This window comes from Streptomyces sp. NPDC048172 (genome assembly GCF_043202595.1).
GTDB lineage: Bacteria > Actinomycetota > Actinomycetes > Streptomycetales > Streptomycetaceae > Streptomyces.
The window spans coordinates 1,752,530-1,769,124 of record NZ_JBIDAT010000001.1 but is presented as its reverse complement, the minus strand read 5'-3'; the positions used below and the strand labels follow the sequence as shown (position 1 = coordinate 1,769,124).

Below are 16,595 nucleotides of genomic sequence, written 5' to 3'. Positions count from 1 at the left end.
CCTGCCCGGCCCCGTGCCGCTCAGCCTCCTCCCGGTCCCGAGTCCGCGATACGGGCTGCCGCCTCGTGCATCGCGAGTTCCAGGACCACCGGATCGTTGAGCGTGCCCCGGCCGTCCGGAGGAACGATCCAGCGCGTGCCGCCGGTGACCCGTCCCGGGTACGGCACGACGATCCATGTGCCGTGGCCCGCGCACCGGATGCCCGTGCCGAGCCAGCGGCTCGCCGTGCCCGGGGGGACGAAGAACCCGAGCCGCGCGTCCCCGAAGTCCGCGAGCACCGGACCCGGCCTGTCGAGGCAGCAGGTGAGGACGTCCAGTGCCGGATGCCCCAGCTCGGCGCTGACGATCAGGACGTCCCAGAGCCGCCCCGCCGGAAGCAGCGTCACCCCCAGCGGGTTGCGTTCCCACTCCCATCGGCAGGATTCCGGGTCCGGGGCCGCGGAAGCGAGCCACTCGACCGCTCCTTTGGCCTCCGCTGTGCCGCTCATGCGTTCTGCCTTCCTGTCTTCCTGCGTGGCACGTCGTGCGCCACCTGGTGAGACAGGGGTCCGGCAGAATCCTTACAGCACTTCTCGCGACTTTTTTTCGGCCCGTTCCGACCCGGGCCGGAACGGGCCGGCCCGGCCTAGCTGTCGAAGCCCATCCCGGCCCGGTCCATCGCCCGGAGCCAGAGGTTCCGCTCACCGCCCCGCGCGTCCGAACGCGCCAGCGCCCACTGCGTGATCCCGATCCCGGCCCAGCGCACGGGCTCGGGCGGGAACGGCAGCGGCTTCTTGCGCACCATCTCCAGCGCCGTGCGCTCCGTGCGCGCGCCGTCGAGCAGGTCGAGCATCACCTCGGCGCCGAAGCGCGTGGCGCCGACGCCGAGTCCGGTGTAACCGGCCGCGTAGCCGACGCGTCCGCCCATCGCCGTGCCGAAGAACGGCGAGAAGCGCGAGCACGTGTCGATGACGCCGCCCCAGCGGTGGGTGAAGCGGACCCCTTCGAGCTGCGGGAAGCAGCGGAAGAAATGCCGGGCCAGCTTCCCGAACGTCTCCGGGCGCTGCTCGTACTCGCGCGCGATCCGGCTTCCGTAGTGGTACAGCACGTCGTAACCGCCCCACAGGACGCGGTTGTCGGCCGTGATGCGGAAGTAGTGGAAGTGGTTGGCGCTGTCGCTGAGGCCCTGCCGGTTCTTCCAGCCGACCGCAGCGAGCTGCTCCTCGCTGAGGGGTTCGGTCATCAGCGCGTAGTCGTAGACGGGCACGATGTACGGCCGTACGCGCCGTACCAGCGAGGGGAACGCGTTGGTGCCCAGCGCGATGTGACGGGCGCGGACCCTGCCGTACGGGGTACGGACCGCGACCTCGGCGCCCCGCGCGCCCAGCCGGGTGGCGGGGGTGTGCTCGTAGATCCGTACGCCCGCCTCCTCGCAGGCGCGCTTCAGGCCCCAGGCCAGCCGTGCCGGGTTGACCATGGCGACGCCCCGGCGGTCCCAGAGACCGGCGAGGAAGGTCGGGGAGTCGGCCTCGGCGCGTACGGCGTCGCGGTCCAGGAACGTCAGGCCCTCGTCGAGTCCGAGGGCGTGGGCCTCCTCGGCCATCTCCTCCAGCTCGCCGACCTGGTGGGGCTCGGTGGCGACGGCGATCTCACCCGTACGTGCGAAGTCGCAGTCGATCCCGTAGCGTCCGACGGCCTCCTCGATGGCGTCGAGGTTGCGCAGGCCCAGCTCCTCCAGGGCGGTGATCTCCTCCGGCCAGCGGGTGAGCCCGTTGCCGAAGCCGTGGGTGAGGGAGGCGGCGCAGAATCCGCCGTTCCGGCCGGAGGCCGCCCAGCCGACCTCCTCGCCCTCGACGAGCACCACGTCGCGCCCGGGGTCGCGCTCCTTGGCGAGCAGCGCGGTCCACAGGCCGCTGTAGCCGCCGCCGACGACGAGCAGGTCGCACTGTTCGCCGCCGACGAGCGCGGAGTGCGGCCGGGGCCTGCGGTCCGGCTCGTCCAGCCAGAAGACGGCGGGCTCGGCGTCGGCGAGCGCGCGCAGCGCCCCCGCCTCGGACACGGCGGATCCGGAATCGTCCCTGTGCACGGCATCGCCCATGGCTATCGGCTCCTCTTCCGGCGGTTCGCGGTGATCTGGCCACCCAGCACGATCGCGACGGCGATCACGAACATGGCCGTACCGATCACGTTCACCTGTACGGGGACGCCCCGCTGCGCGGCGCCCCAGACGAACATCGGGAAGGTGACCGTCGACGGCCCGGCGTTGAACTGGGTGATGATGAAGTCGTCGAAGGACAGCGCGAAGCTCAGCATCGCACCCGCCGCGATGCCGGGGGCGGCGAGCGGGAGCGTGACGCGCCAGAAGGTCTGCACGGGTCCGGCGTAGAGGTCACGCGCTGCCTCCTCCAACCGGGGGTCCATGCTCATGACCCGCGCCTTGACCGCGACCACGACAAAGCTCAGGCAGAACATGACATGGGCGATCAGAATCGTGGTGAATCCGAAGTCGACGCGCATGTTGAGGAACAGCGTGCCGAGCGACGCGGCCATGACGACCTCGGGCATGGCCATCGGCAGGAAGATCAGCCCGTTGGCCGTGCCGCGCAGCCGGAAGCGGTAGCGGGCGAGCGCGAAGGCGGCGAAGGTGCCGAAGGCCGTGGCGATCAGCGTCGCCAGTACGGCGATGCGCAGGCTCAGCCCGAGCGAGCCGCACATGTCGGCGACGCCGCAGGGGTCGGTCCAGGCGTCCGTGGAGAAAGCGCGCCACTGGTAGTTGAAGCGTCCCGACGGCTGGTTGAACGAGAAGAGCATCACGACGAGGTTCGGCAGCAGCAGATACGCCAGCGCCGCGCAGCCCGCGAGGACGACGGCGTTGCGGCGCAGCCACCGCAGAGGGCTGAGTGTCATCAGACCAGCTCCTCCGTTCCCGCCCGGCGCATGTAGACGCTGACGACGATCAGGATGAGGGCCATCAGGAGGAAGGACATGGCCGCCGCCGTGGGGTAGTCGAGGACGTTCAGGAACTGCTTCTGGATCGCGTTGCCGATCATCTGCTCGTTGGGCGAGCCCAGCAGCTGCGCATTGATGTAGTCGCCGGAGGCGGGGATGAAGGTGAGCAGCGTGCCCGCCACCACGCCCGGGAGGGAGAGCGGGAACGTCACCTTCCGGAACGTCGTCGCGGGCGTGGCGTACAGGTCGCGGGACGCCTCGTGCAGCGAGGTGTCGATGCGCTCCAGCGAGCTGTAGAGCGGAAGGATCATGAACGGCAGGAAGTTGTAGGTCAGTCCGCACACCACCGCGAGCGGCGTGGCCAGCACCCGTTCGCCGCTGGTGAGGCCGAGCAGGCTCGTCACGTCGAGCACGTGCAGCGCGTCGAGGGCGCCGACGACGGGGCCGCCGTCGGACAGGATCGTCTTCCAGGCAAGGGTGCGGATGAGGAAGCTGGTGAAGAAGGGCGCGATGACCATGACCAGCAGCACGTTCCGCCAGCGCCCGGCGCGGAAGGCGATCATGTACGCCAGCGGATAGCCGATCAGCAGGCACAGGACGGTGGCGGTGGCCGCGTAGAGGAACGAGCGGACGAAGTGTTCGCCGTACGTGCCGAGCGCGTCCGTGTAGTTCGAGAACTGCCAGGTGACGCGGAAGCCCTCCTCCAGCGAGCCGCTCTGCACCGAGGTGGAAGCCTGGTAGAAGAGCGGGGCCACGAAGAAGACGGCGAGCCAGAGACCGGCGGGCAGCAGCAGCCAGTACGGGGTCGGCTTGCGGCGCGGACGGCGCGGCTCCCCGGCGGGGGCGTCGGACGTATCCGGCCCGGGGCCCGGCACTCCGGAACCGGGCGCCAAGGGGGCGACCCCGGTCATACGGCCTCCTCCCCCGCCGCCGCGTCCTGCGACGCGTCCAGCGCGAAGCTGTGCGACGGCTGCCAGTGCAGGACGACCTCGGCGCCGGGCGCGAGGCGGGTGTCGCGCTCCACGTTCTGCTCGTAGACGGTGAGTTCGGGGCAGGCCGGGGTGTCGATCACGTACTGGAGGGAGACGCCGAGGTAGCTGGCGTCACGTATGCGGCCCGTGAGGCGGTTGCGGCCCTCGGGGACTCCGGCCGCGTCCTCCTTGTGGGTGAGGGAGATCTTCTCGGGGCGCACGCCCATCAGCACCCGGTCGCCCGTCCCGGCGCCCTCGGCGGCGCAGCGGGCGGCGGGGAGCCGGAGGGTGCCGTCGGCGCCGGGCGTCTTGACCTGCAGCTCGTCGGCGTCGGCGGTGGTGATCTCGGCCTCGATGAGGTTGGAGGTGCCGAGGAAGTTGGCGACGAAGGTGGAGCGCGGGTTCTCGTACAGCTCCGCGGGCGCGCCGAGCTGCTCGACCCGTCCGCCGTACATGACGGCGACCTGGTCGGCCATGGTCATGGCCTCCTCCTGGTCGTGCGTGACGTGCACGAAGGTGATGCCGACCTCGGTCTGGATGCGCTTGAGTTCGAGCTGCATCTGGCGGCGCAGCTTGAGGTCGAGCGCGCCCAGCGGCTCGTCGAGGAGCAGCACGCGCGGCCGGTTGATCAGCGCGCGGGCGAGGGCCACGCGCTGCTGCTGGCCGCCGGAGAGCTGGGCGGGCTTGCGGCGGGCGAGCTCGCCGAGCTGGACGAGGTCCAGCGTCTCCGCGACCTGCTTCTTCACGGACTTGATGCCGCGGCGGCGCAGTCCGAAGGCGACGTTCTCCTGGACGTCCAGGTGCGGGAAGAGCGCGTAGTTCTGGAAGACGGTGTTGACGGGGCGGCGGTGGGGCGGGAGGCGGGTGATGTCCTCCTCGCCGAGCAGGATCCGCCCCGCCGTGGGGTCCTCCAGGCCCGCGACCATGCGCAGGGTGGTGGTCTTGCCGCAGCCGGAGGCGCCGAGGAGCGCGAAGAACGAGCCCTCGGGGATGGTGAGGTCGAGCGGGTGCACGGCGGTGAAGTCGCCGAAGGTCTTGCTGAGGCCGGACAGCGTGAGGGTCATGGCCGTTCCTTCCGGGCGTCCCAGGCCGTGTCAGGCCCCGATGAGCTTGGCGAACTTGTCCTCGTACGCGGCCTCTTCCTTGGCGTTCATCGGCCGGAAGTTCCTGCCCTTCTTGATCATCCGCTCGTCGGGGAAGAGCAGCGGATCGGCGGCCAGGTCGGCGTCGATCTTCTTCATCTCGTCCTGGGCGCCGACGACCGGACAGATGTAGTTGACCCAGGCGGCCAGCTCGGCGGCGACCTTCGGCCGGTAGTAGTAGTCGATGAGCGCCTCGGCGTTGTCCTGGTGGCGGGCCTCGGCGGGGACGAGGAGGTCGTCGGTGCCGAAGAGGTAGCCGCGCTCGGGGACGGCGAACTCCACGTCCTCGTTGTCGAGCTTGAGCTGCACGATGTCTCCGGCCCAGGCCAGACAGGCGGCGATGTCGCCGGAGTTGAGCTCGTCCATGTAGTCGTTGCCGCTGAAGCGGCGGAGCTGCTTGCGCTCGACGGCCTTGCGGATACGGGCGATGGCCGCGTCGAAGTCGTCGTCCTCGAACTTCATCGAGTCGATGCGCATGTCGAGCATCGTCAGCCCGATGGTGTCGGTCATCTCGGTGAGCATCGAGATGCGGCCCTTGAGGGACTCGTCCTCCAGGAGCTGCGTGACGCTGGTGACCTTCTTCCCCTTGGTCGCCTTCTTGTTGTACGCGACGACGCAGGCGGTGCCCGCCCACGGGTAGCTGTACTGGCGGCCCGGATCGTGCGCGGCGGCGCGGAAACGGTCCTCCAGATTGGTGACCGCGTGCGGCAGGTTCGCGGGGTCCAGGCGCTGGGCCCAGCCCTGCCGGATCATGCGGCCCGCCATCCAGTCGGAGAGACAGACCAGGTCACGCCCGGTCTCCTGGCCCGCGGCGAGCTGCGGCTTGATCTTGCCGTAGAACTCGTTGTTGTCGTTGACGTCCTCGACGTACTTGACCTTGATGCCGCTGCGCCGCTGGAAGCCGTCGAGCGTGGGGCGCTTCTTCTTGTCCTTCTCGTCGACGTCGATGTAGAGCGGCCAGTTGGCGAAGTTGAGGGTCCTCTCCTTCCGGGAGTCGTCGGGGGTGTCGTCCTCGGCCTCGCCCCCTTTGCTGCCCTCGGCGGGCGGGATGCCGCAGGCGGCCAGCGCGGCGCCGCCCGCCGCGAGCGAGGCGGTACGCAGCAGCCTGCGCCGGGACATCGCGGCCCGGCCGGTCGTCAGGCTCCGTTCCCACGCCTTGCGGACGGGATCCGGCATGCCTTCGTAGAGATCCATGGGACTGCCTTCCTGGGGAGGGGACAGGGAAGGAGTGGGGGGTGGCAGCGGGACCTGGGACGCCCGGGAAGGGCGCGGCGTGCGCGCGGGGCGCCAGGGGAGGGCGCGCGTACGGACGCACGCGCGCCCCGACGCTTCCGTCAGCCCGTCAGCCGAAGACCGTGCGGTGCCAGGGCTTGCGCGCGGCGCCCGTCGTGTCCGACATGACGTGCTTGATCTGGGTGTACTCCTCGAAGGAGTAGGCCGACATGTCCTTGCCGTGTCCGGACGCCTTGTAGCCGCCGTGCGGCATCTCGCTGATGATCGGGATGTGGTCGTTGATCCATACGCAGCCCGCCTGGATCTCGCGCGCGGCCCGGCCCGTGCGGAAGACGTCCCGGCTCCAGGCGGAGGCGGCCAGTCCGTACGGGGTGTCGTTGGCGAGCGCGATGCCCTCGTCGTCGGAGTCGAACGGCAGCACGGCCAGCACGGGCCCGAAGACCTCGTGCTGGACGATCTCGCTGTCCTGCGGCGCGTCGGCGATCAGCGTCGGCAGGTAGTACGCGCCCTTGGCCAGGTCGCCGCCGGGAGCCGCGCCGCCCGTGACGACGGTGGCGTACGCGCGGGCCCGGTCGACGAAGCCCGCGACCCGGTCGCGCTGGGCGTGCGAGATGAGCGGCCCCAGGTCCGTACCGTCCGCGAACGGGTCGCCGACGCGGACCCCGCCCATCAGGTCGGCGACGGCGGCGACGAACGCCTCGTACAGGGGGCGCTGGACGTACGCGCGAGTCGCCGCGGTGCAGTCCTGGCCCGAGTTGATCAGCGCGCCCGCGACGGCCCCGTGCGCGGCGGCCTCCAGGTCGGCGTCGTCGAAGACGACGAACGGGGCCTTGCCGCCGAGTTCGAGGTGAAGCCGCTTGACCGTGCCCGTGGCGATCTCCGCGACGCGCTTGCCGACGGCGGTCGAGCCGGTGAACGAGGTCATGGCGACGCCGGGGTGGCCGACGAGGGCCTCGCCCGCCTCCCGCCCCGCGCCGGTCACGATGTTGACGACGCCGTCGGGGATCCCGGCCTCGCGCGCCGCCTCGGCGAACATCAGCGACGTGAACGGCGTCAGCTCCGAGGGCTTCAGCACGATGGTGTTGCCTGCGGCGACGGCCGGGAGGATCTTCCACGCGGCCATCTGGAGCGGGTAGTTCCAGGGCGCGACGGAGCCGATGACGCCCAGCGGCTCGCGCCGTACGTACGAGGTGTGCTCGCCGCTGTACTCGGCGGCGGCCACGCCGGGGAGCTGACGCGCGGCGCCCGCGAAGAAGGCCACGTTGTCGAACGAGCCGGGGACGTCGAACTCGGCGGACAGCTTGAGCGGCTTGCCGCACTGCAGCGACTCCGCGTAGACGAACTCGCCGGTCAGCTCGCGCAGCCGCGCGGCCCAGCGGTGCATCGCGTCGGAGCGGTCGGCCGGGGTCGAGCCCGCCCACGCGGGGAACGCCTCGCGCGCGGCCCCCACGGCGCGGTCGACGTCGGCGGCGCCCGCCAGCTCGAACGGGTGGACGCGCTCGCCCGTGGCCGGGTCGACGACCGCGTGGGAACTCCCCGAACTGCCCGGTGCGAGTCTGCCCGCGACGTACTGGGCACCGGCCGCGAACCGGTCGGACACATCGAAGCGCTGAACCATCGAGGACTCCTGCCTGTCACGTGCCCGGGGCGCGGGCATACGTGGCGCGGATCGCTGTTGGCGAACGATCCTGGCAGGAGGTTCCCGTTCCAACAAGGGATTCCGTCGTTGTCTTTTGATTGCGCCACGGAATCAACACTCGACCGGGGGTGCGTTCACCGGTCCAGCACTCGCGTGGCCACCACGCCCGCCGCGCCCGCCGCACCCCGCGCGTCGTAGGAGTCCGGGTCCGATCCGCCGCCCGGCCCGGGACTGTCGGGGTCGTCCGAGGCGCTCACCAGGGCGATGACCAGCAGGGTGCTGACGATCACGGACAGGCACAGGCCGACGATCCCCATCACGAAGCCCGACGACGCCTGGCCCGCCCCGCCCAGCTCGCCGCGGCGCACCCGGCGCCGCGCGCCGACACCGAGACAGAGCGCGACCACCGAGGTGATCACCCCGAGCGGGGCACCCCAGCAGCTGACGGCCAGCACCAGCGAGATGATGCCGAGCACCATCGCCGCCGTGGACATCCCGGTCGGCGGGGGCGGGCCCTGCCATCCGTAGCCGTGACCGGATCCGTACCCGTGACCCGGTCCGTAGCCGCCCGCGCCGGGCCCGTATCCCGCACCGGGAGCCGCGCCGTACCCCGCGCCCGGCCCGTACCCCGCACCCGGTCCCGCGCCGTACGCCCCGTGCCCGTAGGGTCCCTGGGCCGCGCCGTGGCCGTACGCCCCCGCCGCGCCCGCTCCGTCCGGCGCGGGCGGTATGGGCGGCGGTATGTCGTCGGCGGGCTGCCGCGACCCTGCGCCGTCTCGCATCGCGTCCCCTCTCGTCCCCCTCCGCTCACTCCGCCACCATGCTATTCGCCTGCTCAGACAGCGGGCCTACGATGATCCGGTCCCTACCGAGCCGGAGGCACCCTTGTCCGATCTCACGGCCTTTATCGCCGGACTGCCCAAGGCCGAGCTGCATGTGCACCACGTCGGCTCCGCCTCGCCGCGCATCGTCGCCGAACTCGCCGCCAGACACCCGGGGTCCAAGGTCCCCGCCGACCCCGAGGCGCTGGCCGACTACTTCACTTTCACCGACTTCGCCCACTTCGTCCAGGTGTACCTGTCGGTGGTCGACATGATCCGTGACGCGGAGGACGTGCGCCTCCTCACGTACGGCGTCGCGGAGGACATGGCGCGGCAGAACATCCGCTACGCGGAGCTGACCGTCACCCCCTACAGCTCGACCTCGCGCGGCATCCCGGACGGCGCGTTCCTGGAGGCCATCGAGGACGCGCGGACCGCGGCCGAGCGCGACCTGGGCGTCGTGCTGCGCTGGACGTTCGACATCCCCGGCGAGGCGGGGCTGGCGGCGGCCGAGGAGACCGCGCGGATCGCCACCGAGATGGGCCCCGACGGGCTGGTCTCCTTCGGGCTGGGCGGACCCGAGATCGGTGTGCCGCGCCCGCAGTTCAAGCCGTACTTCGACCGCGCCATCGCGGCCGGGCTGCACAGCGTGCCGCACGCGGGCGAGACCACGGGCCCCGGCACGGTCTGGGACGCGCTCACCTCGCTGCGCGCCGAGCGCATCGGCCACGGCACCAGTTCGGCGCAGGATCCGCGGCTGCTGGAGCACCTGGCGGAGCAGGGGATTCCGCTGGAGGTGTGCCCGACGTCCAACATCGCCACGCGCGCCGTCGAGCACCTCGACAGCCACCCGATAGGGGACATGGTGAAGGCGGGCGTGCTCGTCACCGTCAACAGTGACGACCCGCCCATGTTCGGCACCGACCTCAACCGCGAGTACGGCATCGCCGCGCGCCTGCTGGGCCTGGACGCCCCCGGGGTCGCGGCCCTCGCGAAGAACGCCGTACGGGTCTCGTTCCTGGACACGGCGGGCAAGGCGCGGCTGGACGAGGAGATCGACGCCTACCTCGCCGACTGGCAGCGGCGGGAGCCGTGACGGGCGCAGTGACGGGCACCGGAGGGCGGCGGACGGTCACGGCCGTCGCGCACCGCGGCGCGCCGTACGTGGCGCGGGAGAACACCCTCGACTCGTTCCGCGCGGCCGTCGCGGCGGGCGCGGACGCGGTGGAGCTGGACGTGCGGCTGACCCGGGACCGCGTCCCCGTGGTGCTGCACGACCGCACGCTGACGCGGCTGTGGGGGCACGACGTGGCGGTCGCCGACGTGACCGCCGAGCGCCTCGCCACGCTCACCGCCGACGTGCCGGCCCTCGCCGCCGCGCTGGAGGTCCTGGCCCCGGTCCGCACGATGATCGACCTCCCGGACCCGACGGCGGCGGCCCCCACGGTCGCGGCCGTACGGGAGGCGGGCGCGGGCGACCGGGTCTACTACTGCGGCGATCCCGGAGCGCTGCGCCTCGTACGGGACGCCGATCCCGGCGCCGAGCTGGCGCTCACCTGGAACCGGGCGGCGCCCGTACGGCCGACGCTGCTGGACGCGCTGCGCCCGCGCTGGCTCAACTACGGCTTCGGGCTGCTCACCCCGCCCCTGGTCGAACGGGCGCACGCCGACGGCTATCTGGTGTCGGCCTGGACGGCCGACAGCGCGCGCACCATGCGGCGCCTCGCGGCGCTGGGCGCGGACTCGATCACCACGAACCACATCGACCGGATGCTCACCGTCTTCGGCCGCGCCGTTTCGGGGAGCACCCCCTAAGGGCCGCTCCCTGGCGTCTCCCGGGGGCGCGACCGTACGGGAGGACGATCCGTTCTCTCGCTCCCCCGCGAAATGGTGGAGGAAGTTCGCCACGCCAACTTCCTCCACTGGAGCGTCCCTTGAACGACCGCACGAGCAGTGACGGCACAGGTGTCCGCCGTACCCGTCGCACCAGCCGCACCCGTCTGCGCGGCCTGACCGTGGCCACCTCCCTGGTGGCCTCGCTGGCCGTCGCGTCCCCGCTGGCCCTGGCGAGCCCTCAGGCGCCGACGCCGACCGACGTACGGTCCGCGGCCGCTACGGACGCTCCCGACGCGAAGGCGCTGCGCGCGGCCCTCGCCGGACTGCCGGACGACGACACGACCGCGGCGCTCGTACGGGTAGGCGGCACGGACGGCACCTGGCGCGGCTCCGCCGGGGTCGCGGACGTGACGACAGGGCGCGAGGCGCTGCCGCACGGCCGTTTCCGCGCGGGCAGCACGACCAAGGTCTTCACGGCCGCCGTCGTCCTCCAGCTCGCCTCGGAGCGCCGCGTCGCACTCGACGCACCCGTGAACCGCTATCTGCCGGAGCTGCTGCCCACGCGGTACGCGAAGGTCACCGTCGGACAGCTCCTGAACCACACCAGCGGCATCCCGGCGGCGGACATCCCGCGCGGTGACTTCGAGGAGCTGTACGAGCACCGTTTCGAGACGGTCTCCCCGCGCGCCCTGATCGCTTCCGCCACGTCCAAGAAGCCCGAGTTCCGCCCCGGCACCCGGCAGCACTACCTGAACATCAACTACACCGTGCTGGGGCTCCTGATCGAGAGACTCACGCACACCTCTTACGAGGAGGCCGTCAGCGCGCGCGTCCTGCGCCCGCTGGGCCTGCGCCACACCTCGCTCCCGGGCCACGACCCGCGCCTGACGGGGCCGCACAACAGGGGCTACGAGCGCGTCCCCGCAAAGCACGGCGGGACGCGACTCCTGGACGTCACCGAGTGGAACATGTCGGCCAGTTGGGCGGCGGGCGACCTGATCTCGACCACGGCCGACCTGGAGCGCTTCCTGCACGCCCTCTTCAGAGGCGACGTGGTGCCGTCCCCGGCGCTGCGGAACATGTTCACCGTTCCGGACGTCCCGATGTACGACCCGGAGGGCGAGGGCAAGCCGCAACCCGCCGCGTACAGCATGGGGCTCACCCGCATGCCCCTGCCGGACGGGACGTTCGTCTGGGGCAAGTCCGGGGGGCGTTACGGCTACAACACCCTGCTGGCGGCGAGGCGCGACCTGTCACGCACCGTCGTCTACTCGGTCAACGCGACCGACGCGAAGGGGCAGGACCTCAACCCCACGGCCCAGCGGATCATTCAGGCCGCGCTGAGGTGACCGGAACGGACGCAGGCCCGCCCGCCGCGTCCCCCGAGGCCGCCGTGCCGTGCCGGTAGGGGCGCAGGACCACCAGGAGCACCAGTCCGGCCCCGACCACGACGGCACCCGACAGGAGCGTCAGGTAGTCGTCGTACCAGGCGGCCTCCGGCGTGCGCGGCCACACCATGTTGACCATGGCCGCGATCCCGTACACGAGGGCCGCCGCGTTCACCGGGAGCCCCCAGCGCCCCAGGGTGAAGCTCCCGGCGGGCCGCCAGCCCTTGAGGCGGGCGCGCAGGGCGGCGAGGACGACCATCTGGAAGCCCAGATAGATGCCGAGCACCGCGAAGGAGATGATCTTCGTGGTGGCGTCCTCCGAGACCCGCGAGGCGAGCACGACCAGCGCGGGCACGACGGCCGCCGCACCCAGCGCGTACGGCGGGACGCCCCGGCTGCGCGAGATGCGCGAGAGAGGGCCGCTGCCGGGGAGCATGCGGTCCCTGGCGTAGGAGTAGAGCAGCCTGCTGGCGGCGGCCTGGAGGCTGAGCGCGCACGAGAGGAACGAGATCAGCACGATCCCGAGCACGACCCGCGCGCCCCAGGTGCCGAACGCGGCGCCCAGCACGCCGGAGACCGGGTCGGTGTCCGCGCCGGAGACGACGGCGCCGATGTCGGGCACGGAGAGCACCAGGGCGAGGCAGACGAACGTCGCGGCCGCGCCGCCCACATAGATCGTCATCCGCATGGCGCGCGGGATGCGCGCGCCCGCGCGCGGCACCTCCTCCGCGACGTCTCCGCACGCCTCGAAGCCGTAGTACTGGAAGACGCCGATCAGGCTGGCCGCGAGGAACGCGCCGAGGTACGAGCCGCCGTGCGCCGCCGAGGTGCCCGCGCCGTCGAAGAGGACGCCGAGCCCGTGGTGGCGCTCGGTCAGCAGCAGCCAGCCGCCGACGGCGAGCGCGCCCAGGATCTCCGTGGAGAAGCCGATGATGGCGGCCAGCCCGAGCAGCCTGGTGCCGCCGGAGTTGAGGAGCGTGGCCAGCGCGATCATCCCCAGGGCGCACAGGACGGTGGTGCCGGTGGAGGGTTCGAGGTCGAGCAGCGCGGCGAGATAGGGCCCCGAGCCGTAGGTGACGCTCGCGATGGTGACCAGCAGCGCGACGGCGTACACCCACCCGGTCATCCACGCCCATTTGCGCCCCCACAGCCGGCGCGCCCAGGGGTAGAGGCCGCCCGCGACGGGGTACTGGGACACGATCTCGCCGAAGACGAGCGCCACCAGGAGCTGCCCGACGCCGACGACGAGCAGGCTCCAGATCATCGGGGGCCCGCCCGCCGCCAGGGACGTCGCGAACAGCGTGTAGACGCCGACGACGGGCGACAGATAGGTGAAGCCCAGCGAGAAGTTCGCCCAGAGGCTCATCTCGCGCCGGAACTCGGAGGTGTAGCCGAGCGCGGCGAGCTGTGCTTCGTCCTGGCCGAGCGGTGCGCCGCTCACGGCTCGGTGTCGCCGATCTCGTCGAGGATCTCCTGCCCGGAGACGACCGTCCGCGCCCAGTGCCGGTGCATCCAGGCCAGATGGTCGGCACGGCCCGCCGCGATGCGCAGGGTGTCCCAGTTGGGGAAGAGCTGCTGCGCGACATGGACGGTCATCAGCTCGGGATCGACCTCGAAGACGTGCGCGAAGCGCTCGACGGCGACCTCGCTGACCCGGCGGGCCGGGGGCGGGGTGTGCTCGTCGGCGTACCGGTAACCGCCGCCCGGAGTGCCACCGCTGCTGCCGCCGCTGCCTCTGCTGCCGTTGTTCCCGTTGCCGCCGTCCCCTCCGTCGCCGCTCATGGCGTGCCCTCCCCTTCCGCCCCTTCGGCGACCGCCGGATAGGCGCGGTCCAGGCCGTACTTGCCGGGGTTCATGACGTTGTTCGGGTCGAGGGTCCGCTTGATGTCGAGCATCACGTCGTAGCCGCCGCCGAGTTCGAGCGGGACGAGATCGACCTCGCCCTCGCGGCAGGAGCCGTGGCAGGCGCTGATGGAGCCGCCGTGGCGCAGCGCTACGGCCGCGATCTCGCGCTTGGCGTCGACCCAGGCGCCCCAGGTCTCGTCGTCCAGGCGCTGTTCCCAGATGCCGATGTCGATCTCGGTGAGGTAGTCGACGCCCGTGGACGCGCTGGTGTAGCAGAACATGCCCCAGTCGTCGAAGACGTCGTGGCGCTCGCGCAGCCTCTCCACGATGGCGTGCCATTCGCGCCGTACGGCGGGCAGTTCGGTGTGGTTGATCGCGGCGTCCTCGCAGTGCCAGCTCATCGGCGCGACCTGTCCGCCGCGGGTCCGTCCGTGCAGGGGCGTGGCGTAGCGGTCGTGGCGGGCCGCCCAGTCGCCCTGGGATATCTCGTCGCCGAGGTATCTCGCCCCCGAGTCCCTGGCGACGCGCATGAGGCGCTTGGCGCCAGCGCGTACCTCGTCCTCGTTCCCGTACGCGACGGCGCACACGAGGGCCCGTACGTCCCGGGGCTGGGGGATGTACGCCTCGTCGTCGCGGCGCAGGTAGTCGACCTTCCACTCGTCGAACAGGACGGCGCCCGCGAACGTCGCGACCCCGGCCTGGGCCAGCTCGCGCACGCAGCGGTGGGCGTCGTCGTAGTCGGCGAAGGCCCAGAAGGGCGAGAACTCGGCCTCGGGCTTGGGGAAGAGCTTCAGGGTGGCCTCGGTGGCGATGCCGAGGGTGCCCTGGTGGCCCATGAACAGGTGCTTGAGCTGGTAGCCGCTGGAGCTCTTGGAGACCTTGCGGCCGCCGCCGTCCCCCACACGGATGAGGCGTCCCGTGGGCAGCACGAGGTCGAAGCTGAGGACGAGGTCGCGGGTGTGCCCGTAGCGCGAGCCGACCAGGGACCAGCCGCTGGTGCCGATCCGCCCGCCGACGAGCGAGCAGGGGTAGGAGGCGGGGTCGTCGGGATAGATCAGCCCGTACGGGGCGAGCACCTCGTTGAGCTTGAGCATGTTGACGCCCGCGCCGACGGTGCAGGTGCGGTTGGCGGTGTCGATCTCCTTGACGGCGTCGAGCCGCTTGACGTCGACGACGATGCCGCGCCGCACAGGGACGGCCCCGTCGGTGAGCCCGGTGCCGCCGTCGCGGGGCACGAGGGGGACGCGGTAGGCGTTGGCGATCCGTACGACCTCGGCGACCTCGTCGGAGGTGCCGGGGAGCACCACGAGGTCGGGCACGCGCTGGGACCAGCGGTGCACGGGGAACGGCGCGGGGACGCGGGCGCGGCTGAAGCGCGCGGTCCTGGACGTGAGGACGTGGGCTCCGCCCAGGACGTCGGTGAGCTCGGCCAGCACACGGTCCGACAGGTGCGGCGCGAGGCCGCTGAGGCGCGTGGGAGTGCTCATGGCAGGGCCTCCTCGCTGACGGGACCGCCCGGGCCCTCGGGACCGCCCGTATCGACCGGCAGGCCGAGGGATTCTGCGAGCAGTTCGTGGATGTCGACCACGTCGATGGAGCGGGCCTCCCCGGCCTCGGCCAGGGGGCGCTCGGACCAGGGGCAGGCGGAGACGAGCGTGTCGACCTCCAGCGCGGCGGCCTTCTCCATGCGGCTCTCGCTGATCTTCGCGGTGAGCTCGGGCTTCTCGACGGGCAGCCCTCCCCCGCCGCCGGAGCAGTACGACCACTGGGTCACCCGGTCGACGTCGCGGAACGTCAGTCCGGGGATGGCCCGGAGCACCTGGCGGGGCTCCTCCCACACGCCCTTGCGCTTGTTGAGGCGGCAGGGGTCGTGGTAGGTCACGGTCCTCTCGACGGGGACGGTGGGCGTGAGCGTGCCGTCCCCGATGAGCTCGGCCAGCAGTTCGACGACGAGGACGATCTCGATGTCGAAGTCCTCGCCGAAGTAGGCCGGATAGTCCTCCGTGAAGGTGATGTAGTCGTGCGGGTCGAGGACGAGCACCCGGCGCACGCCGCTCGCGCGCCAGTCGGCGAGGTTGTGCTCGGCGAAGCGCCGCGACTGCTCCGCGTACCCCATCTCGGCGGCGGGACCGCCGCAGCACCACTGCTCGCGCATCAGCCCGAACTCGTATCCGGCGTGCCGCAGGATCCGGGCCACGGCGCGCGGCAGGGAGGTGCGGGAGAACGCGGCCTCGCAGTCGACGAACAGGATGGTCTCCCCGCCGACCGGGAGGCCGAGCCCCGCCGCCCAGTCGGCGACGTGCTCCTGGCTGACGGGTGTGCCGTTCAGCACGGGCTCGTGCTTGCGCTCGTCGGTGAGCTGGTTCCAGCGCTGGTACCCGGGCTGGTGGACGCCGTGGTCGACGGCCAGGGCGCGCATCTTCTTGACCAGGTCGACGGTGCGGGTGCGGAAGCGGTAGAAGTCGCCGGTGAACAGAGTGTTGGGGCAGCGCAGTTCGCAGGCGCCGCACTGGGTGCAGTTGACGTAGTCCTCGGCGACGTCCTCGACGGACAGCTCGCCCTGCTCCATCGCGACGACGTTGGCGTGGAAGGCCGTCGGGGTCCACGACTCGTTCCGCGTGGCCTGCATGACGGGACAGACCTCCCGGCAGAACTTGTGCCCGGAGGAGAAGCAGTTGTAGGCCGCGTTGCGCCAGTCGGCGATGAACTCGGCAGTCTGCGGGGACGGATGAGGGTGCTCGGTTTCAGACATGGGGGCTCCTCGTGGCGTCCGAGTGGCCGATAACATATGA

At 71.7% G+C, this 16,595-nt stretch carries 15 protein-coding genes; 3 read left to right on the top strand and 12 right to left on the bottom strand.

What is annotated here, in order from left to right; genetic code table 11:
- Window positions 1–20: 20 nt before the first annotated feature.
- The 8 genes from ACGF3A_RS08165 to ACGF3A_RS08130 all read right to left on the bottom strand — a co-directional run bounded on the left by ACGF3A_RS08165 (window position 21) and on the right by ACGF3A_RS08130 (window position 8,695).
- A complete protein-coding gene (locus ACGF3A_RS08165) occupies window positions 21–488 on the bottom strand; it encodes a hypothetical protein (protein WP_393726931.1) in 468 nt (155 codons plus the stop codon).
- Between the two features lie 137 nt (window positions 489–625).
- On the bottom strand, window positions 626–2,077 hold the full coding sequence (locus ACGF3A_RS08160; RefSeq protein ID WP_393726929.1) for an NAD(P)/FAD-dependent oxidoreductase: 1,452 nt from the start codon (window positions 2,075–2,077) through the stop codon (window positions 626–628).
- Between the two features lie 2 nt (window positions 2,078–2,079).
- The gene (locus tag ACGF3A_RS08155) at window positions 2,080–2,886 is read right to left on the bottom strand and encodes an ABC transporter permease (protein WP_393726927.1); all 807 of its coding nucleotides are present in this window, start codon (window positions 2,884–2,886) and stop codon (window positions 2,080–2,082) included.
- Window positions 2,886–3,839, bottom strand: a complete 954-nt coding sequence (locus ACGF3A_RS08150) for an ABC transporter permease (protein ID WP_393726925.1) — start codon at window positions 3,837–3,839, stop codon at window positions 2,886–2,888. Before ACGF3A_RS08150 ends, ACGF3A_RS08155 begins: the two co-directional genes overlap by 1 nt.
- Window positions 3,836–4,963: an ABC transporter ATP-binding protein gene (locus ACGF3A_RS08145; RefSeq protein WP_393726923.1), complete on the bottom strand. Its 1,128-nt coding sequence runs from the start codon at window positions 4,961–4,963 to the stop codon at window positions 3,836–3,838. Before ACGF3A_RS08145 ends, ACGF3A_RS08150 begins: the two co-directional genes overlap by 4 nt.
- A gap of 30 nt (window positions 4,964–4,993) precedes the next feature.
- Complete coding sequence (locus ACGF3A_RS08140; protein ID WP_393726922.1) at window positions 4,994–6,235, bottom strand: spermidine/putrescine ABC transporter substrate-binding protein; 1,242 nt, start codon at window positions 6,233–6,235, stop codon at window positions 4,994–4,996.
- A 148-nt stretch (window positions 6,236–6,383) separates the two neighbouring features.
- Window positions 6,384–7,892: a gamma-aminobutyraldehyde dehydrogenase gene (locus tag ACGF3A_RS08135; protein ID WP_393726920.1), complete on the bottom strand. Its 1,509-nt coding sequence runs from the start codon at window positions 7,890–7,892 to the stop codon at window positions 6,384–6,386.
- Between the two features lie 155 nt (window positions 7,893–8,047).
- The gene (locus tag ACGF3A_RS08130) at window positions 8,048–8,695 is read right to left on the bottom strand and encodes a DUF4190 domain-containing protein (protein WP_393726918.1); all 648 of its coding nucleotides are present in this window, start codon (window positions 8,693–8,695) and stop codon (window positions 8,048–8,050) included.
- Between the two features lie 103 nt (window positions 8,696–8,798).
- Between ACGF3A_RS08130 and ACGF3A_RS08125 the strand changes: the two genes are divergently transcribed.
- From ACGF3A_RS08125 to ACGF3A_RS08115, 3 genes are all read left to right on the top strand, one after another.
- Window positions 8,799–9,830: an adenosine deaminase gene (locus ACGF3A_RS08125; protein ID WP_393726916.1), complete on the top strand. Its 1,032-nt coding sequence runs from the start codon at window positions 8,799–8,801 to the stop codon at window positions 9,828–9,830.
- Window positions 9,827–10,549, top strand: a complete 723-nt coding sequence (locus ACGF3A_RS08120) for a glycerophosphodiester phosphodiesterase (RefSeq protein ID WP_393726914.1) — start codon at window positions 9,827–9,829, stop codon at window positions 10,547–10,549. The genes ACGF3A_RS08125 and ACGF3A_RS08120 overlap by 4 nt, the downstream gene beginning before the upstream one ends.
- A gap of 119 nt (window positions 10,550–10,668) precedes the next feature.
- On the top strand, window positions 10,669–11,919 hold the full coding sequence (locus tag ACGF3A_RS08115) for a serine hydrolase domain-containing protein (RefSeq protein WP_393726912.1): 1,251 nt from the start codon (window positions 10,669–10,671) through the stop codon (window positions 11,917–11,919).
- Here ACGF3A_RS08115 and ACGF3A_RS08110 read toward each other — a convergent pair.
- Genes ACGF3A_RS08110 through ACGF3A_RS08095 form a run of 4 tightly spaced genes read right to left on the bottom strand, consistent with a single transcriptional unit; the run spans window position 11,897 to window position 16,555 of the window.
- On the bottom strand, window positions 11,897–13,399 hold the full coding sequence (locus ACGF3A_RS08110; RefSeq protein ID WP_393726910.1) for an APC family permease: 1,503 nt from the start codon (window positions 13,397–13,399) through the stop codon (window positions 11,897–11,899). The two genes, ACGF3A_RS08115 and ACGF3A_RS08110, sit on opposite strands and share 23 nt — an antisense overlap.
- Complete coding sequence (locus ACGF3A_RS08105; protein ID WP_393726909.1) at window positions 13,396–13,740, bottom strand: hypothetical protein; 345 nt, start codon at window positions 13,738–13,740, stop codon at window positions 13,396–13,398. The genes ACGF3A_RS08110 and ACGF3A_RS08105 overlap by 4 nt, the downstream gene beginning before the upstream one ends.
- The gene (locus tag ACGF3A_RS08100) at window positions 13,737–15,290 is read right to left on the bottom strand and encodes an FAD-binding oxidoreductase (protein WP_393726908.1); all 1,554 of its coding nucleotides are present in this window, start codon (window positions 15,288–15,290) and stop codon (window positions 13,737–13,739) included. Before ACGF3A_RS08100 ends, ACGF3A_RS08105 begins: the two co-directional genes overlap by 4 nt.
- Window positions 15,287–16,555 (bottom strand): (Fe-S)-binding protein, encoded by a 1,269-nt coding sequence (locus ACGF3A_RS08095; protein WP_393726906.1) that lies wholly within the window; start codon window positions 16,553–16,555, stop codon window positions 15,287–15,289. Before ACGF3A_RS08095 ends, ACGF3A_RS08100 begins: the two co-directional genes overlap by 4 nt.
- Window positions 16,556–16,595 lie beyond the last annotated feature (40 nt).